We start from the raw sequence: 19,614 nt of genomic DNA, 5'->3' as shown, positions 1-19,614 counted from the left end.
CTGTCTGGAAACAAATATGCCACGAGCAAACCAACACTTTCTCTTGATCGCCGCATTGTTGACTGCGGCGACACTGTGCCAAGCGTATGAAGATCCGGTGCAGCCCGAACATGGTGGTAATAAAAAAGGCCTCGGGCTGGCAGAGAAAAGCGGTCTCGGTGCGGCGCAATTAGAAGCGCTGCAGCTTAGTTGGTTTTATAACTGGAGCGCGCAAACGGCCATCACGACTCCGGTCAAATTTGTACCGATGATTTTTTCTCCACGCAGCCTGAATCAGCCCATCCATACCGATACGGTGCTCGGCTTTAATGAGCCGGATAATGCCAAACAAGCGGCCTTGTCCGTGCCCGAGGCGCTGCAATATTGGCCGCAGTTGAGTCAAAAAGCCGCAAGGCTCGGCAGCCCGGCGATGGCCGGTAATCCCGTCAGTGGTACGTGGCTGCCGGCCTTCATGAAGGCTTATCCCAAAGTCGATTTTGTGACCGTGCATTGGTATAAAGGCATCGACGCCAAGAAATTTATCAAGGATATTCAAGCCGTCTGCGACACTTATGGCAAACCGGTATGGGTGACGGAATTCGCGCCCTCTACGGCGGCTAACGGTCGTCTCCATCCCGATAAATTCAGCCAGGCAGAAGTCAATCAATTCATCCGCACGACGGTGTCGTGGATGAATCAGCAAGCCTGTGTGCAGGCATTTGCCTGGCATGATGCCAAAGTCGGTAGTTCGGCTTTGTTTGATCAGCAGGGTGCGCTGACGGCGACAGGGAAAGCATATGCGCAGGCCAATTGATGTGTGCACTCCTGTGAAAGTTTGAGCGATATCGTAGCTGATACTCCCAAGTAGGTATGCCAGCTTGTCTGCAAAACACGCCCTGTCATACGCAAAAATCGCGCATCCCTTACAATCGACACATGCCTGTTATCATGCATCAACACTTCCTTGCCACATTGATCAAAAATCTGACTAGGGTTTGAAACCCCGGCCTTCAGGCCGGTGAGCGACGAAGGAGCGACGCGATGGGAGGGGATGCAAACCCCTTCCAGAGTCTTTTCCATCGTCGCTTGCGACGATCCATTAAGTTGTTAAAGAAGGACAATTCATGCACGCCACGCAAGTGAAAAAAATGCTGCAGTCGAAATGGACTGCACTCGACATCGTCGCCAAACAAAAGCATTTTCTGGTCACGCGCCTGATCACGCCGGACGCACCAAACACCCCAGACGCGCCCATCGAACAGCTAGAAATCGAAGCGGTGTACAGCGGCGCACGGCGCATCGTGCCATGGCAATCGCTGCTCGATGAAACGCAATGGCGGCGCGGATGGCTATGATGCTTACTTCCTTCCCTACGCCACTGCGCGCACTGGTGATCGGTTCCAGCGGGGCTATCGGTAGTGCTTTCGTCGAGTTACTCAGCCAAGCCGGTGCCGAGCTGACGGCGCTGCACCGACATTCCGAGCCAGCGCTGGACTTCGCTGATGAAGCCGGCATCGCGGCGGCAGCCGCAGCCGTCAGCACGCGCGGCCCGTTCCATCTGATCATCAATGCCAGCGGCCTGCTGCATACCGAGCAATTCATGCCCGAGAAAAAACTGGCCGAACTCAGTTATGCGCAACTGCGTGCTACTTTCGAAGCCAATACCTTCGGGCCGGCGCTGCTGATGCGGCATTTCAGCCCTTTGCTCGATCCGCAGCGCGGCGTGATGGCGCTGCTGTCGGCCAAGGTTGGCAGCATCAGCGACAATCGTCTCGGTGGCTGGTACAGTTATCGCGCCTCGAAAGCGGCGCTCAATATGCTGATCAAAACTGCTGCGATAGAATTGCGTCGCACCGCACCCAACGCGGTGCTGCTGGCACTGCATCCCGGTACCGTCAGCTCGGCGCTGTCGCAACCGTTTCGCGGCGGTGCCGGTGCGCGTCCGGCGCTGGTGGCGGCGGCGGAAATGCTGGCCGTCATCGATGCTAAAACGGCGGCGCAATCGGGGCGCTTTTATGCTTACGATGACAGTGAGTTAGCTTGGTGAGTGCAGGCGCGGCGCTTATTGCGTGATCAGGCGATAACCGACCCCGGTTTCGGTCAGAAAGTACTTGGGCTGAGCCGGTTGCTGCTCGAGTTTTTGGCGCAGATTGGCCATATAAATACGCAGATAGTGGCTGCTCTCAGAGTGGTTCGGCCCCCATACCTCCTTGAGTAATTGACGGTGCGTCAGGACTTTGCCGGCGTTGCGTGCCAAAACACACAGCAGCCGGTATTCGAGCGGGCTCAGATGCACGGCCAGCCCGGCCCGTGTGACGCTGCGCAGGGAAAAATCGATAACGATATCGCCGAAGATAAAATTCGCATCGGCCAGCGCATTGAGCGGCTGACGTCTACGCATATGGGCGCGGATACGCGCAATCAATTCTGCCGCGCCGAACGGTTTGCTCAGGTAATCATCGGCACCGGCATCGAGCGCCGCCACTTTTTCTTGTTCCAGGGTGCGCGCCGAGAGGACGATGATGGGCACGTCACTCCAACTGCGCACATCGCGGATGACGGCGATGCCATCCATATCGGGCAGGCCGAGATCGACGATGAGTAAATCCGGTTTGCGCGTGGCGCAAGTGATCAAACCTTGCTTGCCGGTTTCACTTTCATACACTTGCATGCCTTCGGCTTCCAGCGCGGCGCTGAGAAAACGGCGTATCTGTTTTTCATCCTCGATCAAGACAATGTGAATTTTACTTTCGCTCATGGCTATTCGGTTTCTATTTCAGGAGCATTCCCGAGTGGCAGTGAAAAATAGAAGCGGGCACCACCTGAGTGGCCATCCGTGCCCGGTAAATCTTCCGCCCATATTTTACCGCCATGCGCGCTGATGATGCCCGCGCAAATCGCCAAGCCCAAGCCGACGCCGGGGCTGGCTGATTCCATAGTACCGCGCGTGAATTTTTCAAAAATAGGCACCCCCACCGGCAACCCCGGGCCATGGTCAGTGACACTGACCCAGACTTCGGCGGCATGTTTGGCGGCGCTGACGCTGATGCTGCCGGCCCCGTATTTGGCCGCATTTTCGAGCAGATTGCACAAGACCCGTTCCAATAATACTGCGTCGAAGTATAGCAGTGGCAAATCGGCTGGAATCTGCGTCTCTACCGGCCAGCCGGTGAGGCTATGGCGGCAGGCCCGCAGTGCGCTGCCGACCACTTCTTCGAGTGGTTGCCACTGGCTGTTCAATTGAATTTTACCTGATTGTAAGCGTGCCATATCGAGCAAATTGGCGACCAAGCCGCTCATCCGCAGCGCTTCTTCGTGAATCGCCCGGCTCAGTTCGGCACGCGTGGCCGGTGCCAGCTCGCTTTGCTCGTGCAAGGTGCTGGCCAAGCCGACGATGGCGGTCAGTGGCGTGCGCAAATCATGCGAAATGGCCGATAGCAGAGAATTGCGTAGCCGTTCGGCTTCGATGTTGAGCAGGGCGTCCTGCGCTACCTCGACATAATGGACACGTTCCAGCGCCAGCGCGATCTGACCGGCGAAGGTATCGAGCAATTGCTGCTGTTCCGGTTGAAAAATTTGCTCGGGATCGAGCGGGGCAATGGCTAACACGCCGCGGGTGCGCATCGGCGCTTGTAGCGGCAAATACAGCACGGCATTCGAGGGCAACGTGGGCGTGCCAAGCCCGGCCGGCTGGGCATGTTGATACACCCACTGCGCTACGCTGTTGTCGAGTTCTGTCAAGTCGGCGGCATGGCTGCCGGCGACGATGGGGTCGCGTACATTCTCATGACTATCGGGTAGCAAGACGGCGATGCGGGCATGGAAAATCGGTGCCAGATGGGCAATGCTGATTTCCAGAATTTGTTCCACCATCAGCGCCCCCGAGAGCGCACGCGTCATGGTGTAGAGCGCATCAGCGCGGCGTTCGCGCGACTGCGCGATGCGTGCTTGAAAATGCAGATTGGCCATCAGATTACTGATAGTCAGAGAAACGGCCAACATGATCACGAAAGTGAATAAATACTGGCTGTCGCTGACACTGAAAGAAAAACGTGGTGGCACGAAAAAGAAATCAAACGCCGCCACACTGAGAAACGAGGCGAGTACCGAAGCGCCACGGCCGAAGCGTATCGCCACGAACACCACCGTGAGCAAGTACAGCATGACCACATTGGCTAAATCAAAAATATGTGTCAGCCCGGCGCAGACCAAGGTGGCAGCGAGACACAGTGCGGCGCTCCACAAATAAGCGCGGATGCCGGTCGGGGTCTTGCTTTCTCCACTTAAAAAATAGGCTGCCGCCATGCCGCCGCGACTGCTGCCGACCACCTGGTCATGCCCCACCATCACCACATCGATCGTGCTGCTGCGGTTCGCCAGTTCGTCGGCCAAACTGTTACGCAGTAAGCGTTGCCACAGCGGGCGCAGCGACTTGCCGACCACCAGCTTGGAAACATTGCGACTGCTGGCATAACTGAGTAATAAAGTTGGCAGATGTTCACCGGCCAGAGTAGTCGTTTCGGCTCCGAGTTCCTGCGCCAACTTGAGCGTCTTGACGATGGCTTCGCGCTGTACCTTGCCGAGATTTTGTAACTGCGGCGTTTCGACATAGACGGCGATCCAATCGGCCCGCAAGCTCGCGGCCAGGCGTGCCGCGCCGCGTACTAACTTGCTGGCGCTGGCATCGGGACCAATGCAGACCAGCAGCCGCTCTTTGGCTTGCCAAACTTGATTGATAGCTTGGTCGGCGCGGTAATCGCGCATTTGCACATCGACTTGATCGGCGGTACGCCGCAGCGCCAGTTCGCGCAAGGCGATCAGATTACCTTTACGGAAAAAATTTTTCGCCGCGCGCTGCGCCTGCTGTTCCAGATAAACTTTGCCATCCTTCAAACGCCGCAGTAATTCATCGGGTGGCAGATCGACCAGGGTAATTTCATCGGCTAAATCGAAAAACTGATCGGGTACCGTTTCCCACACGCGCACGCCAGTGATTTGGCCAACCACATCATTGAGCGTGGCTAAATGTTGAACATTGACGGTGGTATAGACATCGATGCCGGCCACCAGTAATTCTTCGATATCTTGCCAACGCTTGGCATGGCGCGAACCGACGACATTCGAATGCGCCAGCTCATCGATCAAAATCAGCTCGGGGCGGCGCGCCAACGCAGCGTCGAGATCGAATTCGGCGAGAAATTTTTGTTTGTATTCGATCTGTCGCAGCGGCAGCAGCGTCAACTCGCGCGTCATTTGCAGGGTCTCTTGGCGGCCATGCGTTTCGACTACCCCCACCACGACATCGACACCAGTCTTGATTTGCGCATGGGCGGCCGCCAGCATCGCATAGGTTTTGCCGACGCCGGCGCAGGCACCGAAAAAAATCTTTAAGCGGCCACGTTGCTGCTTGTGTTCTTCGCGTTGAATTTTATCGAGCAAGGCATCGGGATCGGGGCGCGCGGTCATCATTACTGCTCATCATAGTAGGATTATTCGGGTGCCGGCGCAGTTATGCACCAGCGTAGGACTTAGCTTAGCGCAGCTTACCGCATTTTATTGAGTGCCAGATTCAATTCCAATACATTCACGCGTGCTTCACCGAACAAGCCTAGTTGCGGGCCGACGCTGTGTTCGGCGACCAGTGCAGTGATTTGCGCCGAACTGCGGCCCCGTGCCCGCGCGACGCGAGCAATTTGATAGGCCGCTGCGGCCGGACTGATTTCAGGGTCGAGGCCGCTGCCGGAAGCCGTCACCAAGTCGACCGGAATCGCCAAGGTATTACTGGGATCGGCGGCGCGCAGCGCTTTGATGCGCTCTTCCAGCGCTGCTTTGAGGGCCGGATTGGTCGGACCCAGATTGGAGCCGCCGGAAGACATACCATTGTAAGCAAAGGTTCCGGCGGCCGAAGGCCGACCCCAAAAATACTCAGGAGCGGAAAAATTTTGGCCGATCAGGCGTGAACCGACGACCTTGCCATGCTCGATGATGAGGCTGCCGTTGGCTTGATCACTGAAGGCCACTTGGCCGATGCCGCTGACTACCAGCGGGTACAGTAAGCCGGTGAGACAAGAGAGGGTGAAGAAGGAAACCAGCAGGGGACGTAAGAGTTTCATGATGATGATTCCTGTTTATACCAGACCGAACAGCGTCAGGATGAGGTCGATGAGTTTGATGCCGATGAAGGGAACGATCAGACCGCCGAGACCATACACCAGCAAATTGCGACGCAACAGCAGGGCGGCACCGAGGGCGCGATATTTCACTCCTTTTAACGCCAAAGGAATTAAAAACACGATGATGAGGGCATTGAAAATCACCGCCGACATGATGGCGCTGGCCGGGCTGCTGAGCTGCATCAGGTTGAGGGCATTAAGCTGCGGGTAAGTGCTGGCGAAAGCGGCTGGAATGATGGCGAAATATTTCGCCACATCGTTGGCGATACTGAAGGTCGTCAGCGAGCCGCGCGTCATCAGCATTTGCTTACCGATTTCGACGATCTCGATCAGCTTGGTCGGGTTAGAATCGAGATCGACCATATTGCCGGCTTCCTTGGCCGCCTGGGTGCCGCTGTTCATCGCTACGGCGACATCGGCCTGGGCCAAGGCCGGTGCATCATTGGTGCCATCACCGGTCATCGCCACCAGTTTGCCTTCGGCTTGATACGAACGGATCAGTTTGAGTTTGTCTTCCGGCGTTGCTTCGGCCAGAAAATCATCGACGCCAGCTTCAGCGGCAATCGCCGCCGCGGTCAAGCGATTATCCCCGGTGATCATAATGGTTTTGATACCCATTTTGCGCAATTCGGCGAAGCGTTCTTTGATGCCGCCTTTGACGATATCCTTGAGCTCGACCACACCCATTACGCGTTGATCGTCGATTACTACCAAAGGCGTGCTGCCTTGACGGGCCACTTGCTCAACCCGTTCGGTGACAGCCAGCGGGAAGCTGTGGCCGAGGGCGGTAAAGTAGCTGCGGGTGGCTTCAACTGAACCCTTGCGTATCGCACGCTGCACGCCGCCCTGCTGCAGATCGACGCCGCTCATGCGGGTTTGTGCCGTGAAGGGAATGAATACCGCGCCGAGCGCGCCGATATCGCGTTCCCGGAGCGCGAATTTTTGCTTGGCCAGAATCACAATGCTGCGGCCTTCCGGTGTTTCATCGGCCAGTGATGACAATTGTGCGGCATCGGCCAATTCATCTTCGCTCACGCCCGGTGCTGGATAAAAGGCACAGGCCTGACGATTGCCGAGGGTAATCGTGCCGGTTTTATCGAGCAATAATACATCCACATCGCCGGCCGCTTCCACCGCCCGGCCCGAAGTGGCAATCACATTGGCCTGCATCATACGACTCATACCGGCGACACCGATGGCTGACAGCAAGCCGCCGATGGTGGTAGGAATCAGGCACACTAACAAGGCCACCAGTACCGTAATGCTGACCGCCCGGCCGCCGCCCGACGCGAGCACACCGAATTGCGAAAATGGCAGCAGGGTGACGGTTGCCAGCAGAAACACAATCGTTAAGGCCACCAATAAAATGGTCAGGGCGATTTCATTCGGGGTCTTTTGACGTTTCGCCCCTTCCACCATGGCGATCATACGATCGAGAAAGGCCTCGCCGGGATTGACCGAGACGCGCACGATGATCCAGTCCGACAGCACCTTGGTGCCGCCCGTGACGGCATTGAAATCGCCGCCCGATTCACGGATCACCGGTGCCGATTCGCCGGTAATCGCCGATTCGTCGACCGAGGCCACGCCTTCGATCACTTCAGCGTCAGCCGGCACCACATCGCCGGCTTCGATCAAGATGATATCGCCCTTACGCAGACTGGCACCACTGACCAGCATTTGCGTCGCATCGCGTTTGGCTACATTGAGCTTTTTGGCGCGCACATCTTGCTTGGCACCGCGCAGTGATTCCGCCTGGGCTTTGCTGCGCCCCTCCGCCAAGGCTTCGGCGAAGTTGGCAAACAAGACCGTAAACCATAGCCACAGGCTGACCGCCAGGATGAAGCCGGCCGGCGCTTCACCCTCGGCGATAAAGGCTTGTACCGTCAGGGCTGTGGTCAAAATACTGCCGACGTAGACCACAAACATGACCGGGTTTTTCATTTGAATTTGCGGCTGCAGCTTGCGCAAGGCATCGACCATCGCGGGTTTGACGATGCTCGCAGTGAGCAAAGACAGTTCGTTTGTATGACTCATATTTTGCTTTCTGAAATTCTAGTGCGACAGCATGATCAAATGTTCGACCACCGGACCGAGCGCCAGCGCCGGGATATAGGTGAGGGCACCGACGATGACGATGGTACCGAGCAGCAGCATGACGAACAGCGGACCATGGGTAGGCAGTGTGCCGGCGGTAGCAGTCAGGCGTTTTTTGCGCGCCAAGGAGCCGGCGGTGGCCAGAATCGGGATGATGATACAGAAGCGTCCAAACCACATGGCAATGGCCAGCATCACGTTGTAATACGGCGTATTACTGGAGAGACCGGCAAAGGCGCTGCCATTGTTATTCGCCGCCGACACGAAGGCATACAGAATTTCACTGAAACCGTGTGCACCGGGATTGGCGATGCCGGCCACGCCAGCAGCCAGACTGACTGACAGCGCGCTGCCGACCAACACCAACAAAGGGCCGATCAATATGGTGATGGCGATCATCTTGATTTCGAAGGCTTCGATTTTCTTCCCCAAATATTCCGGTGTGCGACCGATCATCAGGCCGGCGATAAACACCGCCAGAATCGCGAAAATCAACATGCCGTACATACCGGCACCGACGCCGCCGAACACTACTTCCCCGAGCTGCATCAATACCAGTGGCACCATGCCGCCCAGCGGTGTGAAGGAATCATGCATGGCATTGACGGCACCGCAGGATGCGGCCGTGGTAATGGTGGCAAACAAGCCCGAAGCGGCGATGCCGAAGCGGCTTTCCTTGCCTTCCATATTGCCGCCCGCTTGCATCAGGCTCATGCTTTGGTCGAGGCCGAGTTGCGTGAACAAGGGATTACCCTGTTGTTCGGCATACATGGCGGTGCCGGCGAGAGCGACAAACAAGACGCTCATGACGGCGAAAATCGCCCAACCCTGACGCCCATCACCGACCATCAAACCGAAGCTGATGCAGAGCGCGGCCGGGATCAGAAAAATCGCCAGCATTTGCAAAAAATTAGTCAGCGGCGTTGGATTTTCAAACGGATGCGCCGAGTTGGCGTTGAAAAAGCCGCCGCCATTGGTGCCGATCATTTTAATCGCTTCTTGCGAGGCCACCGGACCCATAGGTAAAGTCTGGGTGGTACTGCTGTGCGCTTGCAGCAAGGGTGCACCGGCGGTATCGAGCATGGGTGTGCCAGCAGCGTCGACTTGTGGCGTGCTGTAAGCGAGTTTTTCCACGGTGTGCGCGGTTTCATAAGCGCTGAAATTTTGGATCACGCCTTGGCTCATGAAAGCAAGGGCAAACACCAAGGCCAGCGGCACCAGCAGGTACAGCGTGCCGCGTGTCAGGTCGACCCAGAAATTGCCGATGCCAGCCATGCTGTGACGTGCAAAGCCACGTATCAAGGCGATTGCAACGGCCAAACCGGTGGCGGCAGAAAGAAAATTCTGTACCGACAGACCGAGCATCTGCGTCAGATAACTCATGCTCGCTTCCGGCGTATAGCCTTGCCAATTAGTATTGGTGACAAAGCTGATGGCAGTATTGAAAGAGGAATCGACGCTGACTGCCGGGAAGGCTTGCGGATTCAAAGGCAGTTGCAGTTGCAGACGTTGTAGTCCATATACCGCCAACACCCCGAGCAGGTTGAAGGCGAGGACGGCGATGGCATACTGCTTCCAGCTCATTTCCTCCTCGGCGCGGATGCCGCCAAGTCGGTATAACAGCCGTTCCAGCGGCTGCAGCAAGCGTGTCAGCAGGTTGCGTTCGCCTTGCATGACTTGCTTGATATAGCGTCCCAGCGGCACCGCCAGGATAGTCAGCACCGTCATGTACAAGGCGATTTGGAAAAAAGCAGAATGGTTCATCAGAAGGCCTCCGGTTTGAGCAAGGCATACACCAAATAGATGAACAACAAGGCGGCGGCTACGGCCGCGATCAGTTGAAACAGGCTCATACGCCGCCTCCGAGCAGGCTGCAGCCGGCAATCAGGCCAAAGCTGCTGGCGGCGAACACGGCGATGCCGGCCAAGTATAAAAATTCCATAAGGACTCCGTGAGAGTGGTGACAGTCAGCACACAATAAGCAAACGTCGGTAAAGATGTCGTATAGCTTGGGCGCTGTGGTGTAAAGATTGTGTAAACGCCCAGCGCGCCTTACTACCGCGACGATGTTGCCGTCAGAAGCTTTTGCTCAGCATCAGAACCAGTGCGTTCTTACCCATGAATTTGCCATTGACCGGGGAAGCATAAAAGGTCTGATCAGCATTCGTGCCTACCGCTGCGATGCTGAGTACCGCGCCGTCGAGTTGCGTGACTTCTTGTGACAGGCCGATTTTGAAATCATGGTAACTGGCGACAGCGCTGTTGATCCCATGGACTTTCTGGTAACCGACATGCAGATTGAGGACCAGCCCGGGGCGCAGGTCGATGTTGGCACCAACATCGAGATAGCCGCTGTGTTTGCTGTCGACCAGACCGAACAAAGGTGTGCTCGCGTGCGAGTACTTCAGATAAGCCGGGCCGACCCCGATTTGGCCGTAAATTTCCAAGGTATTGGCATCATTGAGGCCGACTTGATCGAGATGGTTATGCACATAGAGATAGCCGAGCAAGCCGACATCATAAGAAAGCGCGGCATTGATCTGGCCCTTTTTACCGACGTACACATCCCATTCCAGTGGTGTGCTGCCAGCCGCCGGCGTATCCTTGATCCAGCTGATCGTCGATAACCAGGTGCCGGCATACAAACCGCTGGGATTGTGGTTGATATCGGCGCCGCCTTGTGCCGCCGCTTGCAGACGAGTTTGCGAGATGCCACGATAGCGGTAGTCGCTCGTCAGGGCAGCATTAAAGCTCAGTTCGGTCTCGGCTTTGACTTCGTCGGCCGCCGCAGCAGCAGTGGCAAACAGCGTGGCGCACAGCGCCAGCATTGGTAAGGCGTGGTTCATGAAAAAATCCTGTCGTTAGCACCGCATGGGTGGGAATCGACAGCATAGACAGTGCCATATCAAGATAGTGCAAAGAGCGCGGGCGTCAGTATATAGATGGTGTTAAGGAAGCGCAGAATTTAATCTACCTCCTTGTACCGCATGCAAGCTGCGTCTCCTTAACGCATTTCGAGCTGACCGTCGCGTAATTTCCAACGCTGCACGTCGGGCAGGGCAATCAATTCGCGGTCGTGGCAAACCAAGACCACGCTGCTGCCGGCCGTGGTTAAAGTGGCGAGTAGGGCGATGACTTGTTCGCGTGCGCTGCCGTCGAGGTTGGCAGTCGGTTCATCGAGCAGCAGCAAGCGCGGTCGCAGCACCAAGGCGCGTGCCAGTGCGACGCGTTGCTTTTCGCCGCCCGACAGCGTGCTCGCGGCCTGATCTTGTAAATGCATAACGCCAGCCCAATCCATCGCTTGTTCGACGCGCGCCGCGCAATCCGGCGCGGCCTGCAAACGCAAACCATAGGCGATGTTGGCGGCCACGCTGCCGGAAAACATCAAGGGATGCTGATGCACATAGACGACTTCTTGGCGCAGCCGGCGCGGGTAGGGGGTAAGCGCACAGGCTTGGCCATCGTAGTGACAACTGCTGATGCTGGCGCTCTCGAGGCCGGCCAAGATGCGCAGCAAACTGCTTTTGCCACTGCCATTCATGCCCGTCAGTATGTAAGTCTGAGCATGGGCGATGCGTAGTTCTTCGATGTCGAGCAAGCGACGCGTGCCGAAGGATTTGCGGATTTCTCGCAAGTGTAGCAAGGGCTTCATTGTCCTTGCTCCGCGTGACTGGTATCGCCTTGCAAGAGCATGAGGGCGGCATTGAGCAGCAAGGCCAGCACGATCAGCACCAGGCCCAAGGCAATCCCGGCGGCGAATTCGCCCTTGCTGGTTTCGAGTGCAATTGCCGTCGTGATGGTGCGGGTCACGCCAGCGATATTCCCACCGACCATCATGGCGCAACCGACTTCCGACAACACCCGGCCGGCACCGTTGATGACCGCCGCCATCACACCGAAGCGTACTTCGTACAAAATTTTCACCATCACTTGCCAGCGTGTGGCACCGAGTGTAACGGCGGTTTCTGCCAAGCGTGGATCAGCCGCCTGCACCGCGCTGAGGGTGAAGGCAGTCAGCACCGGTATGGCAATCAGCGCTTGCCCGGCGATGATGCCGGATTGGCTGAACAACCAGTGCCAATTGCCAAGCGGGCCTTGCCGACTCAGCAGTAAATACAATAACAAACCGATTAGTACGGTCGGCAGCGATAAGGCTGCCTGCACCAGCCAAATCAGAATACGGCGGCCGGCAAAGCGATGGCTGGCGATCAGGTAGCCGCCGACGATGGCCGGTGCCAGTGCCAGACACAGGCCGATCAGTGAGGTTTTCAGCGTGACGGCGATGATGGTCCATAAGTCTGCATCTCCTGTTAATAACAGGAACAAGGCTTGCCGAACCGCCGCGCCGATTTCCATGTTCAGAAGCTGTGTTCAGCGGCCGGAAAGCTCTGCTGTTTTACGGCGCTGACGTAGGCCAGCACGGCCGCATCGATGCTGGTTTGGCCATCCATGAAGTTTTTCACGAAACGCGCCTTATGGCCGGGGAAGACGCCGAGCAAGTCATGCATGACCAATACTTGGCCGGAGCAATCGACGCCAGCCCCAATGCCGATGGTAGGAATGCTCAGGCTGTCGGTGACTTCCTTGCCTAAGGCTGCAGGAATGGCTTCGAGCACCAGCAGCGTCGCCCCGGCCGCTTGTACTGCCAGTGCTTCGGCTTTGAGTAAATCGGCCGCTGCCGAGGTTTTGCCTTGCACTTTATAACCACCGAGTTGATGCACCGATTGCGGTGTCAAACCGAGGTGGGCGCACACCGGAATCGCGCGCTCGGTAAGAAAACGAATTACCGGCACCAGCCAGGTGCCGCCTTCGAGTTTTACCATTTGGGCACCGGCTTGTACCAGTTGTACGGCATTGGCATAGGCGGCCTCGGGAGTGGCATAACTGCCGAACGGCATATCGGCCACCAGCAAGGCTTTGTTGTTACCACGTGCCACCGCTGCGGTATGGTAGGCAATATCGGCCAGCGTCACCGGCAGGGTCGAGTTATGCCCCTGACAAACCATGCCGAGTGAATCACCGATCAGCAAAACCTCGACGCCACAACGATCCATCAGCGCCGCAAAGCTGGCGTCATAACAGGTGAGCATGGTGATTTTGTCACCCTGTGCGCGCATCTGCAGCAGGGATGGAACGCTGACCGCTTTGCGGTCTTCCAAATAGTTAGCCATTATCTACTCCAAAGTAATGCTGTCGTCGGTTTGTTTATGATCTGACAGCGGTTGATTGCTTACCTTCGATGTGCGCGCTGGGCACAGCTCAGTTTCTGAAAATAAAATATACGGCGCCGACCATGCACAGCCCGGCCCAAACAAAGTCGAGTTTGAACGGCTGATCCATATACAGCATGGCAAACGGCACAAATACCACGAGCGTGATCACTTCCTGCAAAATCTTCAACTGCGCCAAGCTGTATTCGGTGTAGCCGATACGGTTGCCCGGTACTTGTAACAAGTATTCAAATAGCGCGATGCTCCAACTGATCAGTGCGGCGACCCACCAAGCCTTGCCGGCCAGATTTTTAAGATGGCCGTACCACGCCACAGTCATGAAGACATTTGACAGAGCCAGCAAGCCTACAGTTTGCCAGATTACGGGGATGTGCATGTGCGGGCCTTGCCGGTTGGTGGAGGAAATTCAGTGTGCGCGCTCAAGCAGGCGAATACGTTGCGAGGCGACGCCGGCCAAAAAGCTTTGTGCCGGGCCTTGCCCGGGGATGACAATATCCGGTGCCAGATCGAGCAAAGGCCGTAGCACGAAGGCGCGCTGACACAGGCGCGGATGCGGCACAACTAAGTGTGCGCTGACGATGTGCTGCTGGCCGTAGAGCAGAATGTCGAGGTCGAGCGTGCGTGGGGCATTGCGATATGAGCGTTCGCGGCCGCAAGCCAGTTCCAGCGCCTGCAAGCTCGCTAACAAAGCCTCGGCGCTCAGCGTGGTAGCGCAGGCGGCGACGGCATTAACGTAATCATCACCGACGGCGTCGACCGGTGCACTGGCGTAACGCGGCGAAGCCTGCAGCAGCTGTACGCCGGGCAAGCGTGCCAGTTCGGCCAAGGCATGCGTCACCATGTCGGCGGCGGCACCGAGATTGGCACCGATTCCGATATACGTGGTAATCATTCTGCCGGCGTGCTGGCGGCCGGGCTGCGGCGGCGCGGCTTGCGTTTTTTGGCCGGACCGGCGGCGGCCGGTGTTTTCGGTTTACTCTGAATTAACTGTTCGCGCTGGTCTTCATTGCCGTTGATGAAATCAGTCCACCAAGTACCGATTTCGGCCTCGATTTCACCGCAAGCGCAGCGCAATAACAGAAAATCGTAACCGGCGCGCAGGCGCGGATGCTCAAGCACTTTGTACGGCGTTTTGCCGATCCGTTTTTCAAAGCGCGGCTGCATCGCCCAGATGTCGCGCATATCAGCGCCGACCTTACGCTGTATGGCCAGTGCATCGGTTTGAGTATTGAGTACATCGTCGGCGGCTAAGTGCAGTGCCGGTATCGAGAATTCACCGGCGGCTTTGTAGGCATCCCATTTTTCCACCACTTGGTGCCACAGCAGGGCGGCGAACAGGAAGCTTGGTGACACCGGTTTGCCTTGCAAGACGCGTTCATCGGTATTGGCCAGTGCCAGCGTGACGAATTTTTCGCCATGCGGTTGTTCCAGCACCACGTCGAGCAGCGGCATCAAACCATGATGCAAGCCTTCTTTGCGCAATTGCTGCAGGCAAGCCATCGCATGACCGCTGGTCAGCAGTTTGAGCATTTCATCGAACACGCGCGCGGCCGGCACATTATTGATCAAAGGTGCCATGACGGCGATCGGCGCACGGGTCGCAGCATCGATACTGAATTGTAATTTGGCGGCAAAGCGGACCACGCGCAGCATGCGTACCGGATCTTCACGATAGCGCGCTTCGGCCACGCCGATGATGCGCAAGACTTTTTTGCGTATGTCTTTCATACCGCCGTGATAATCGAGCACGGTTTCGGTAGCTGGATCGTAATACATGGCATTGACGGTGAAGTCGCGGCGCACGGCATCGTCGTGTTGTTCGCCGAAGGTATTGTCACGCAAGACGCGGCCATGCTCGTCTTTCGGTGCCGCTTCGTTGGATGGACCGCGGAAGGTGGTCACTTCGAGCAAATCCTGGCCGAACATCACATGCACGATTTGAAACCGTCGGCCGATGATGAAGGCGCGGCGGAACAGGCGTTTGACTTGTTCCGGCGTGGCATTGGTGGCGATGTCGAAATCTTTGGGCTTGACGCCGGTGAGTAAATCACGCACCGCGCCGCCGACCACGAAAGCCTTATAGCCATTGTCTTGCAGCGTTTGCGTCACACGCAGCGCATTGGCCGACACCAACTGCGGGTTGATGCCGTGTTCTTTGGCCGAGAGTACGGTCGGCTTGCGGTTGGCTTGGCCAGACTCAGTCGGATTACTCACGCCGAGGATTTTGCGAATAAATTTCTTGATCATTGCGGGTACAGGTTGATTTGAGGCCAGCCGTGTGCCAACGCATGGGCGCGCAAACTGGCATTCGGGTTGGTGGCGACCGGATTGGTCACGACCTCGAGTAAAGGGATATCGTTGTGCGAATCGCTGTAAAAATAACTGCGCGGGAAAGCCTCCAAGCTGGTGCCGCGGCTGGCTAACCAGTCGTGCAGGTGGATTACTTTACCGCGCCCGGAAGTCGGCACGCCGAGCAGTTTTCCGCTCAGCGTACCGGTTTCATAGCCTTCCGGTTCGGCCGCCAGCAAATGCGTAACCCCGAGCGCGGCGGCGATCGGTGCGGTCACGAAGCGGTTGGTGGCGGTGATGATGGCGATGAGATCATCCTCATCGCGATGCCGCTGCAGCAAGTCGAACGCGGCCGGCAGCAGCGCCGGCTGTATCACTTCTTGCATGAATTGCGCGTGCAACTGATCGAGTCGCGGGCGTGGAAACTGTGCCAGCGTGCCGAGTGCGAACTCCAGATACTCGACCGGGTCGAGCGTACCAGCCTGGTATTGGGCGAAGAAAGTGGCATTGCGGGCGGCGAAAAGCGCGGCGTCGACGGCGCCGACGCGGCATAAAAACTGCCCCCATTCATAATCGGAATCGATGGGGAGCAGGGTGTGGTCGAGGTCGAATAAGGCTAAGTCGCGCATGTTCCGGTTCTTGTTCAGGGCTGTTGTTGCAGCATTAATTCGCGCAGCAGCGGCAGAGTGATCGGCCGTTTCGTCACCAATGAGTAATGGTCGAGGTGATCGAGCATGGCCGACAGCGAACTCATGTCGCGCTGATAGTGCGTAATCAGGTAGGGTAACACGCCGGCAGACAATTGAATGCCACGCGCATGCGCAGAACGCTCCAAAGCGTCGATTTTATCTTCGTCGGTCAGTCCGTGCAGCTGATAAATCAAGCCCCAGCCCAAACGCGTGCGTAAATCGTCGCGTACCGTGAGTATCATTGGCGGGTGATTACCGGCCGCAATCAGAAAGCCACCATGGGCGCGCGCCTCATTGAACAGATTGAATGCGGCGATCTGATTGAGCGGCGAGAGTAAATCACAATCGTCAATCAGGTAGAGGCTGACCTCTTCGCTGAAGTCGAACGCGCTCTCGGGGGCATTGAAAGGAATGTAACGCGCCGCGCCATCATCGGCCAAGGCATGTAGTAAATGTGTTTTACCGGCCCCGGCCTGACCCCATAAATAGACCGAGCGCTCGCCATACTGGCTGGCGATACGCTGGGAAAATAAATCGAGCAATTGCGCGAGTTCAGCGTTTTGTCCGACCACGAAGGTGGTCAGCGATGGCAGTTTTTGCGCATCAAGATCTAATAGTAATTGCCTCATGACTGGCGATAAAAAGAGCTGTTAAGGTAGGCAATGCGTAAGTGTTTCACGGCGACGGAAATAATGGCCGAGGCCGGTAAGGCCACCAGCACGCCGATGAAGCCGAATAACTGGCCGAACGCCATCAGGGCGAAAATTACCGTCAGCGGGTTCAGACCGATCCGTTCGCCGACCAAGCGCGGGGTGAGGAAAAATGATTCCAGCACTTGGCCGATGCCGTAAATGATCGCGACCGCGAGCAAACCCTCGAAGCCGTTGAACTGTAAAATCGCGCCAACCAAGGCCAGCGCCAAGCCCAAGCCATAACCGAGGTAGGGAATGAACACCAAAAAACCGGTGATGAGACCGACTGGTAAGGCCAGATCGAAGCGCGCGATCGACAGTGCGATCGAATAATAGGCCGCCAAGACCAACATGACCAGAATTTGGCCGCGCAAGTATTGCGCCAAGATATCATCAACTTCGATGATGGCAGCGGTGGCACCGTGCACAAAGCGGCGCGGGATGAAATTCGCCAGTCGCTGCATCAATGGATGCCAATCGAGCAACAAATAAAATAAAACGATGGGAATTAACAACAGATTGGCAACCATGCCGAGCACTGCCGTACCGCCGACGCGGATCGAGGAGAGGATGGCTTTGCCGATGACATCGCCGCTGCCGGCCATTTGTTCGGCTAACAAGGCTTTGATGCCGGTACTGTCGAGGCGGATGGTGTAGCCATATTTGGCCAGCAGGGGGGCGATGACTTGATCAAACTTGTCGAAGAAGCGTGGAATTTGGGCTTGTAACTGCGGTGCTTCCTGCTGCAGGATAGGCACGATAATGAGCAGCATCGCCAAGCCCGACGCCATGACGAATACGATCAGCAAGCTCGCCGCCACGGCGCGCGGCAGACGCAAGCGGCGCAGCCGCAGCGCGCACAGTTTGTCGACCCAAGGGTTGAGCACGTAAGCCAGAATCGCCGAGACGATGAAGGGCATCAGTACCGGGCCGAGTAAAGCGAACAAGCTCAGCAGAGCGGCACCGAGCAGCAGCCACAGCAGCGATTGTTTTTGTTCGCTTGAAAAAGAAAAAGGCATGGTCAGAGAGTCGGAATGAAAGTCAGTAAAATCATTGTTTTATCACGTCTTGTCCAAATATCGGTCAAGATGCGGTCATTTTGTTAAAATAGCGTTGTTGCCGGCGTTTTTCCGGCCCTTCCTCTATTTTACCGCCTCAAGCCCCTACTGACGACTATCATGAGCACTTCTCCTTCTGTTTCTCTCTCTTACGCCGACGCTGGTGTCGATATGGTCGCCGGCGACGCCTTGGTCGATGCCATCAAACCTTTTGCCAAACGCACAATGCGCGAAGGCGTCATGGCTGGCATTGGCGGTTTCGGCGCCATGTTTGAAGTCAGCAAAAAATTCAAAGAACCGGTGCTGGTTTCCGGTACCGATGGTGTCGGCACCAAGCTCAAGCTGGCGTTTCATCTCAATAAACACGATACGGTCGGCATCGATCTGGTCGCCATGAGTGTCAATGATATTCTGGTGCAGGGTGCCGAACCCTTGTTTTTCCTCGATTATTTCGCTTGCGGCAAACTCGATGTCGCCACTGCCACTGCCGTCATCAAGGGTGTCGCCTTCGGTTGCGAGCAAGCCGGTTGCGCTCTCATCGGCGGCGAAACGGCTGAAATGCCGAGTATGTACCCGAACGGTGAATACGATTTAGCCGGTTTCGCCGTCGGTGCCGTGGAAAAATCGAAAATCATCGATGGCAGCAAAATCATGCCCGGTGATGTGATCCTCGGTTTGGCTTCCTCCGGTATTCACTCCAATGGTTTTTCCTTGGTCCGTAAGATCATCGAAGTGGCCCAACCTGATCTGCAAGGCGATTTCCATGGCCGCACGCTGGGCGACACGCTCATGGCACCGACGCGTATCTATGTGAAGCCGCTGCTGGCGCTGCTCGAAGCGATGGAAGTCAAAGGCATGGCGCATATCACCGGCGGTGGCTTGGTCGAAAATGTGCCGCGCGTGTTGGGTGATACGCTCACCGCCGTATTACATAAAGACAGTTGGGTCATGCCACCGTTGTTTACCTGGTTGCAGCAGCATGGCGGCGTCGCCGATGCGGAAATGCACCGGGTGTTCAACTGCGGTATCGGCATGGTTGTCATCGTCGCCGCCGATCAGGCTGACGCAGCCATCGCTCATCTCACGGCTTCCGGCGAGACGGTCAGCCGCATCGGCGAAATCCGTGCGCGTGTCGGTGCTGAGCATCAGACCATCGTGATTTAATTTAATTCAGTTCGTGTGCGGCAGTCAGCGCACACAAAGATTGCCCTCGCCTACTGTTGTAGCGAGGGCAATTTTTTTTGCCTGACGCGCGATACACTCGATAGATTGCTATACAATTAACTTTGCATCAGGGCACTTGTCCTGACATCGACGCATTGCTGCCAGATTGCCCATTCATGAAAATTCTCTTTGTTCCGCTGTGTCTCGCCGCTCTTCTGACTGCCTGTGGTGGTGGTGGTGGT

Annotated in this window: 21 protein-coding genes; 4 read left to right on the top strand and 17 right to left on the bottom strand. The window is 56.6% G+C overall.

Annotated features, from left to right (window positions below; translation table 11 throughout):
- The first annotated feature begins 16 nt into the window (after positions 1–16).
- The 3 genes from QN359_RS13385 to QN359_RS13375 all read left to right on the top strand — a co-directional run bounded on the left by QN359_RS13385 (position 17) and on the right by QN359_RS13375 (position 2,026).
- Complete coding sequence (locus QN359_RS13385; protein WP_322249556.1) at positions 17–793, top strand: glycosyl hydrolase; 777 nt, start codon at positions 17–19, stop codon at positions 791–793.
- 310 nt (positions 794–1,103) lie between these two features.
- Positions 1,104–1,334: a TIGR02450 family Trp-rich protein gene (locus QN359_RS13380; RefSeq protein ID WP_322249555.1), complete on the top strand. Its 231-nt coding sequence runs from the start codon at positions 1,104–1,106 to the stop codon at positions 1,332–1,334.
- Positions 1,325–2,026 (top strand): SDR family NAD(P)-dependent oxidoreductase, encoded by a 702-nt coding sequence (locus tag QN359_RS13375; protein WP_323493219.1) that lies wholly within the window; start codon positions 1,325–1,327, stop codon positions 2,024–2,026. The genes QN359_RS13380 and QN359_RS13375 overlap by 10 nt, the downstream gene beginning before the upstream one ends.
- Positions 2,027–2,041: 15 nt before the next feature.
- Here QN359_RS13375 and kdpE read toward each other — a convergent pair whose 3' ends face one another.
- The 17 genes from kdpE to QN359_RS13290 all read right to left on the bottom strand — a co-directional run bounded on the left by kdpE (position 2,042) and on the right by QN359_RS13290 (position 18,169).
- Positions 2,042–2,737 (bottom strand): two-component system response regulator KdpE, encoded by a 696-nt coding sequence (gene kdpE, locus QN359_RS13370; protein ID WP_322249553.1) that lies wholly within the window; start codon positions 2,735–2,737, stop codon positions 2,042–2,044.
- A 2-nt stretch (positions 2,738–2,739) separates the two neighbouring features.
- Positions 2,740–5,445 (bottom strand): DUF4118 domain-containing protein, encoded by a 2,706-nt coding sequence (locus QN359_RS13365; protein ID WP_323493218.1) that lies wholly within the window; start codon positions 5,443–5,445, stop codon positions 2,740–2,742.
- A gap of 77 nt (positions 5,446–5,522) precedes the next feature.
- Positions 5,523–6,092 carry a potassium-transporting ATPase subunit KdpC gene (gene kdpC, locus QN359_RS13360; RefSeq protein ID WP_322249551.1) on the bottom strand — a complete coding sequence of 190 codons (570 nt, stop codon included), beginning with the start codon at positions 6,090–6,092 and terminating at the stop codon, positions 5,523–5,525.
- Positions 6,093–6,107: 15 nt separating this feature from the next.
- The gene (gene kdpB, locus QN359_RS13355) at positions 6,108–8,189 is read right to left on the bottom strand and encodes a potassium-transporting ATPase subunit KdpB (protein ID WP_322249550.1); all 2,082 of its coding nucleotides are present in this window, start codon (positions 8,187–8,189) and stop codon (positions 6,108–6,110) included.
- An 18-nt stretch (positions 8,190–8,207) separates the two neighbouring features.
- Complete coding sequence (gene kdpA, locus QN359_RS13350) at positions 8,208–10,013, bottom strand: potassium-transporting ATPase subunit KdpA (RefSeq protein WP_322249549.1); 1,806 nt, start codon at positions 10,011–10,013, stop codon at positions 8,208–8,210.
- Complete coding sequence (gene kdpF, locus QN359_RS13345) at positions 10,013–10,102, bottom strand: K(+)-transporting ATPase subunit F (protein WP_322249548.1); 90 nt, start codon at positions 10,100–10,102, stop codon at positions 10,013–10,015. The genes kdpA and kdpF overlap by 1 nt, the downstream gene beginning before the upstream one ends.
- On the bottom strand, positions 10,099–10,191 hold the full coding sequence (locus QN359_RS13340) for a potassium ABC transporter ATPase (RefSeq protein WP_322249547.1): 93 nt from the start codon (positions 10,189–10,191) through the stop codon (positions 10,099–10,101). The genes kdpF and QN359_RS13340 overlap by 4 nt, the downstream gene beginning before the upstream one ends.
- A gap of 133 nt (positions 10,192–10,324) precedes the next feature.
- Complete coding sequence (locus tag QN359_RS13335; protein WP_322249546.1) at positions 10,325–11,095, bottom strand: TorF family putative porin; 771 nt, start codon at positions 11,093–11,095, stop codon at positions 10,325–10,327.
- A gap of 158 nt (positions 11,096–11,253) precedes the next feature.
- Positions 11,254–11,901: an ABC transporter ATP-binding protein gene (locus QN359_RS13330; RefSeq protein WP_322249545.1), complete on the bottom strand. Its 648-nt coding sequence runs from the start codon at positions 11,899–11,901 to the stop codon at positions 11,254–11,256.
- On the bottom strand, positions 11,898–12,605 hold the full coding sequence (locus QN359_RS13325; protein ID WP_322249544.1) for an ABC transporter permease: 708 nt from the start codon (positions 12,603–12,605) through the stop codon (positions 11,898–11,900). Before QN359_RS13325 ends, QN359_RS13330 begins: the two co-directional genes overlap by 4 nt.
- 2 nt (positions 12,606–12,607) lie before the next feature.
- Positions 12,608–13,420 (bottom strand): 3-methyl-2-oxobutanoate hydroxymethyltransferase, encoded by an 813-nt coding sequence (gene panB, locus QN359_RS13320; protein WP_322249543.1) that lies wholly within the window; start codon positions 13,418–13,420, stop codon positions 12,608–12,610.
- A gap of 88 nt (positions 13,421–13,508) precedes the next feature.
- Positions 13,509–13,856 (bottom strand): DMT family protein, encoded by a 348-nt coding sequence (locus QN359_RS13315; RefSeq protein ID WP_322249542.1) that lies wholly within the window; start codon positions 13,854–13,856, stop codon positions 13,509–13,511.
- A gap of 30 nt (positions 13,857–13,886) precedes the next feature.
- Complete coding sequence (gene folK / locus QN359_RS13310; protein ID WP_322249541.1) at positions 13,887–14,372, bottom strand: 2-amino-4-hydroxy-6-hydroxymethyldihydropteridine diphosphokinase; 486 nt, start codon at positions 14,370–14,372, stop codon at positions 13,887–13,889.
- Positions 14,369–15,727 carry a polynucleotide adenylyltransferase PcnB gene (gene pcnB / locus QN359_RS13305; protein WP_322249540.1) on the bottom strand — a complete coding sequence of 453 codons (1,359 nt, stop codon included), beginning with the start codon at positions 15,725–15,727 and terminating at the stop codon, positions 14,369–14,371. Before pcnB ends, folK begins: the two co-directional genes overlap by 4 nt.
- Positions 15,724–16,398, bottom strand: a complete 675-nt coding sequence (locus QN359_RS13300) for an HAD family hydrolase (RefSeq protein ID WP_322249539.1) — start codon at positions 16,396–16,398, stop codon at positions 15,724–15,726. The genes pcnB and QN359_RS13300 overlap by 4 nt, the downstream gene beginning before the upstream one ends.
- Positions 16,399–16,412: 14 nt before the next feature.
- Positions 16,413–17,087: a DnaA regulatory inactivator Hda gene (gene hda, locus QN359_RS13295; protein WP_322249538.1), complete on the bottom strand. Its 675-nt coding sequence runs from the start codon at positions 17,085–17,087 to the stop codon at positions 16,413–16,415.
- Entirely contained in the window at positions 17,084–18,169 is a 1,086-nt protein-coding gene (locus QN359_RS13290) for an AI-2E family transporter (RefSeq protein ID WP_322249537.1), read from the bottom strand. Before QN359_RS13290 ends, hda begins: the two co-directional genes overlap by 4 nt.
- Before the next feature lie 159 nt (positions 18,170–18,328).
- Here QN359_RS13290 and purM point away from each other — a divergent pair, with 159 nt between their 5' ends.
- On the top strand, positions 18,329–19,372 hold the full coding sequence (gene purM, locus QN359_RS13285) for a phosphoribosylformylglycinamidine cyclo-ligase (RefSeq protein WP_322249536.1): 1,044 nt from the start codon (positions 18,329–18,331) through the stop codon (positions 19,370–19,372).
- Positions 19,373–19,614 lie beyond the last annotated feature (242 nt).

This window comes from Undibacterium sp. 5I2 (genome assembly GCF_035019605.1).
Lineage (GTDB): Bacteria > Pseudomonadota > Gammaproteobacteria > Burkholderiales > Burkholderiaceae_D > Undibacterium.
This window is presented reverse-complemented; position numbering and strand designations above follow the sequence as displayed.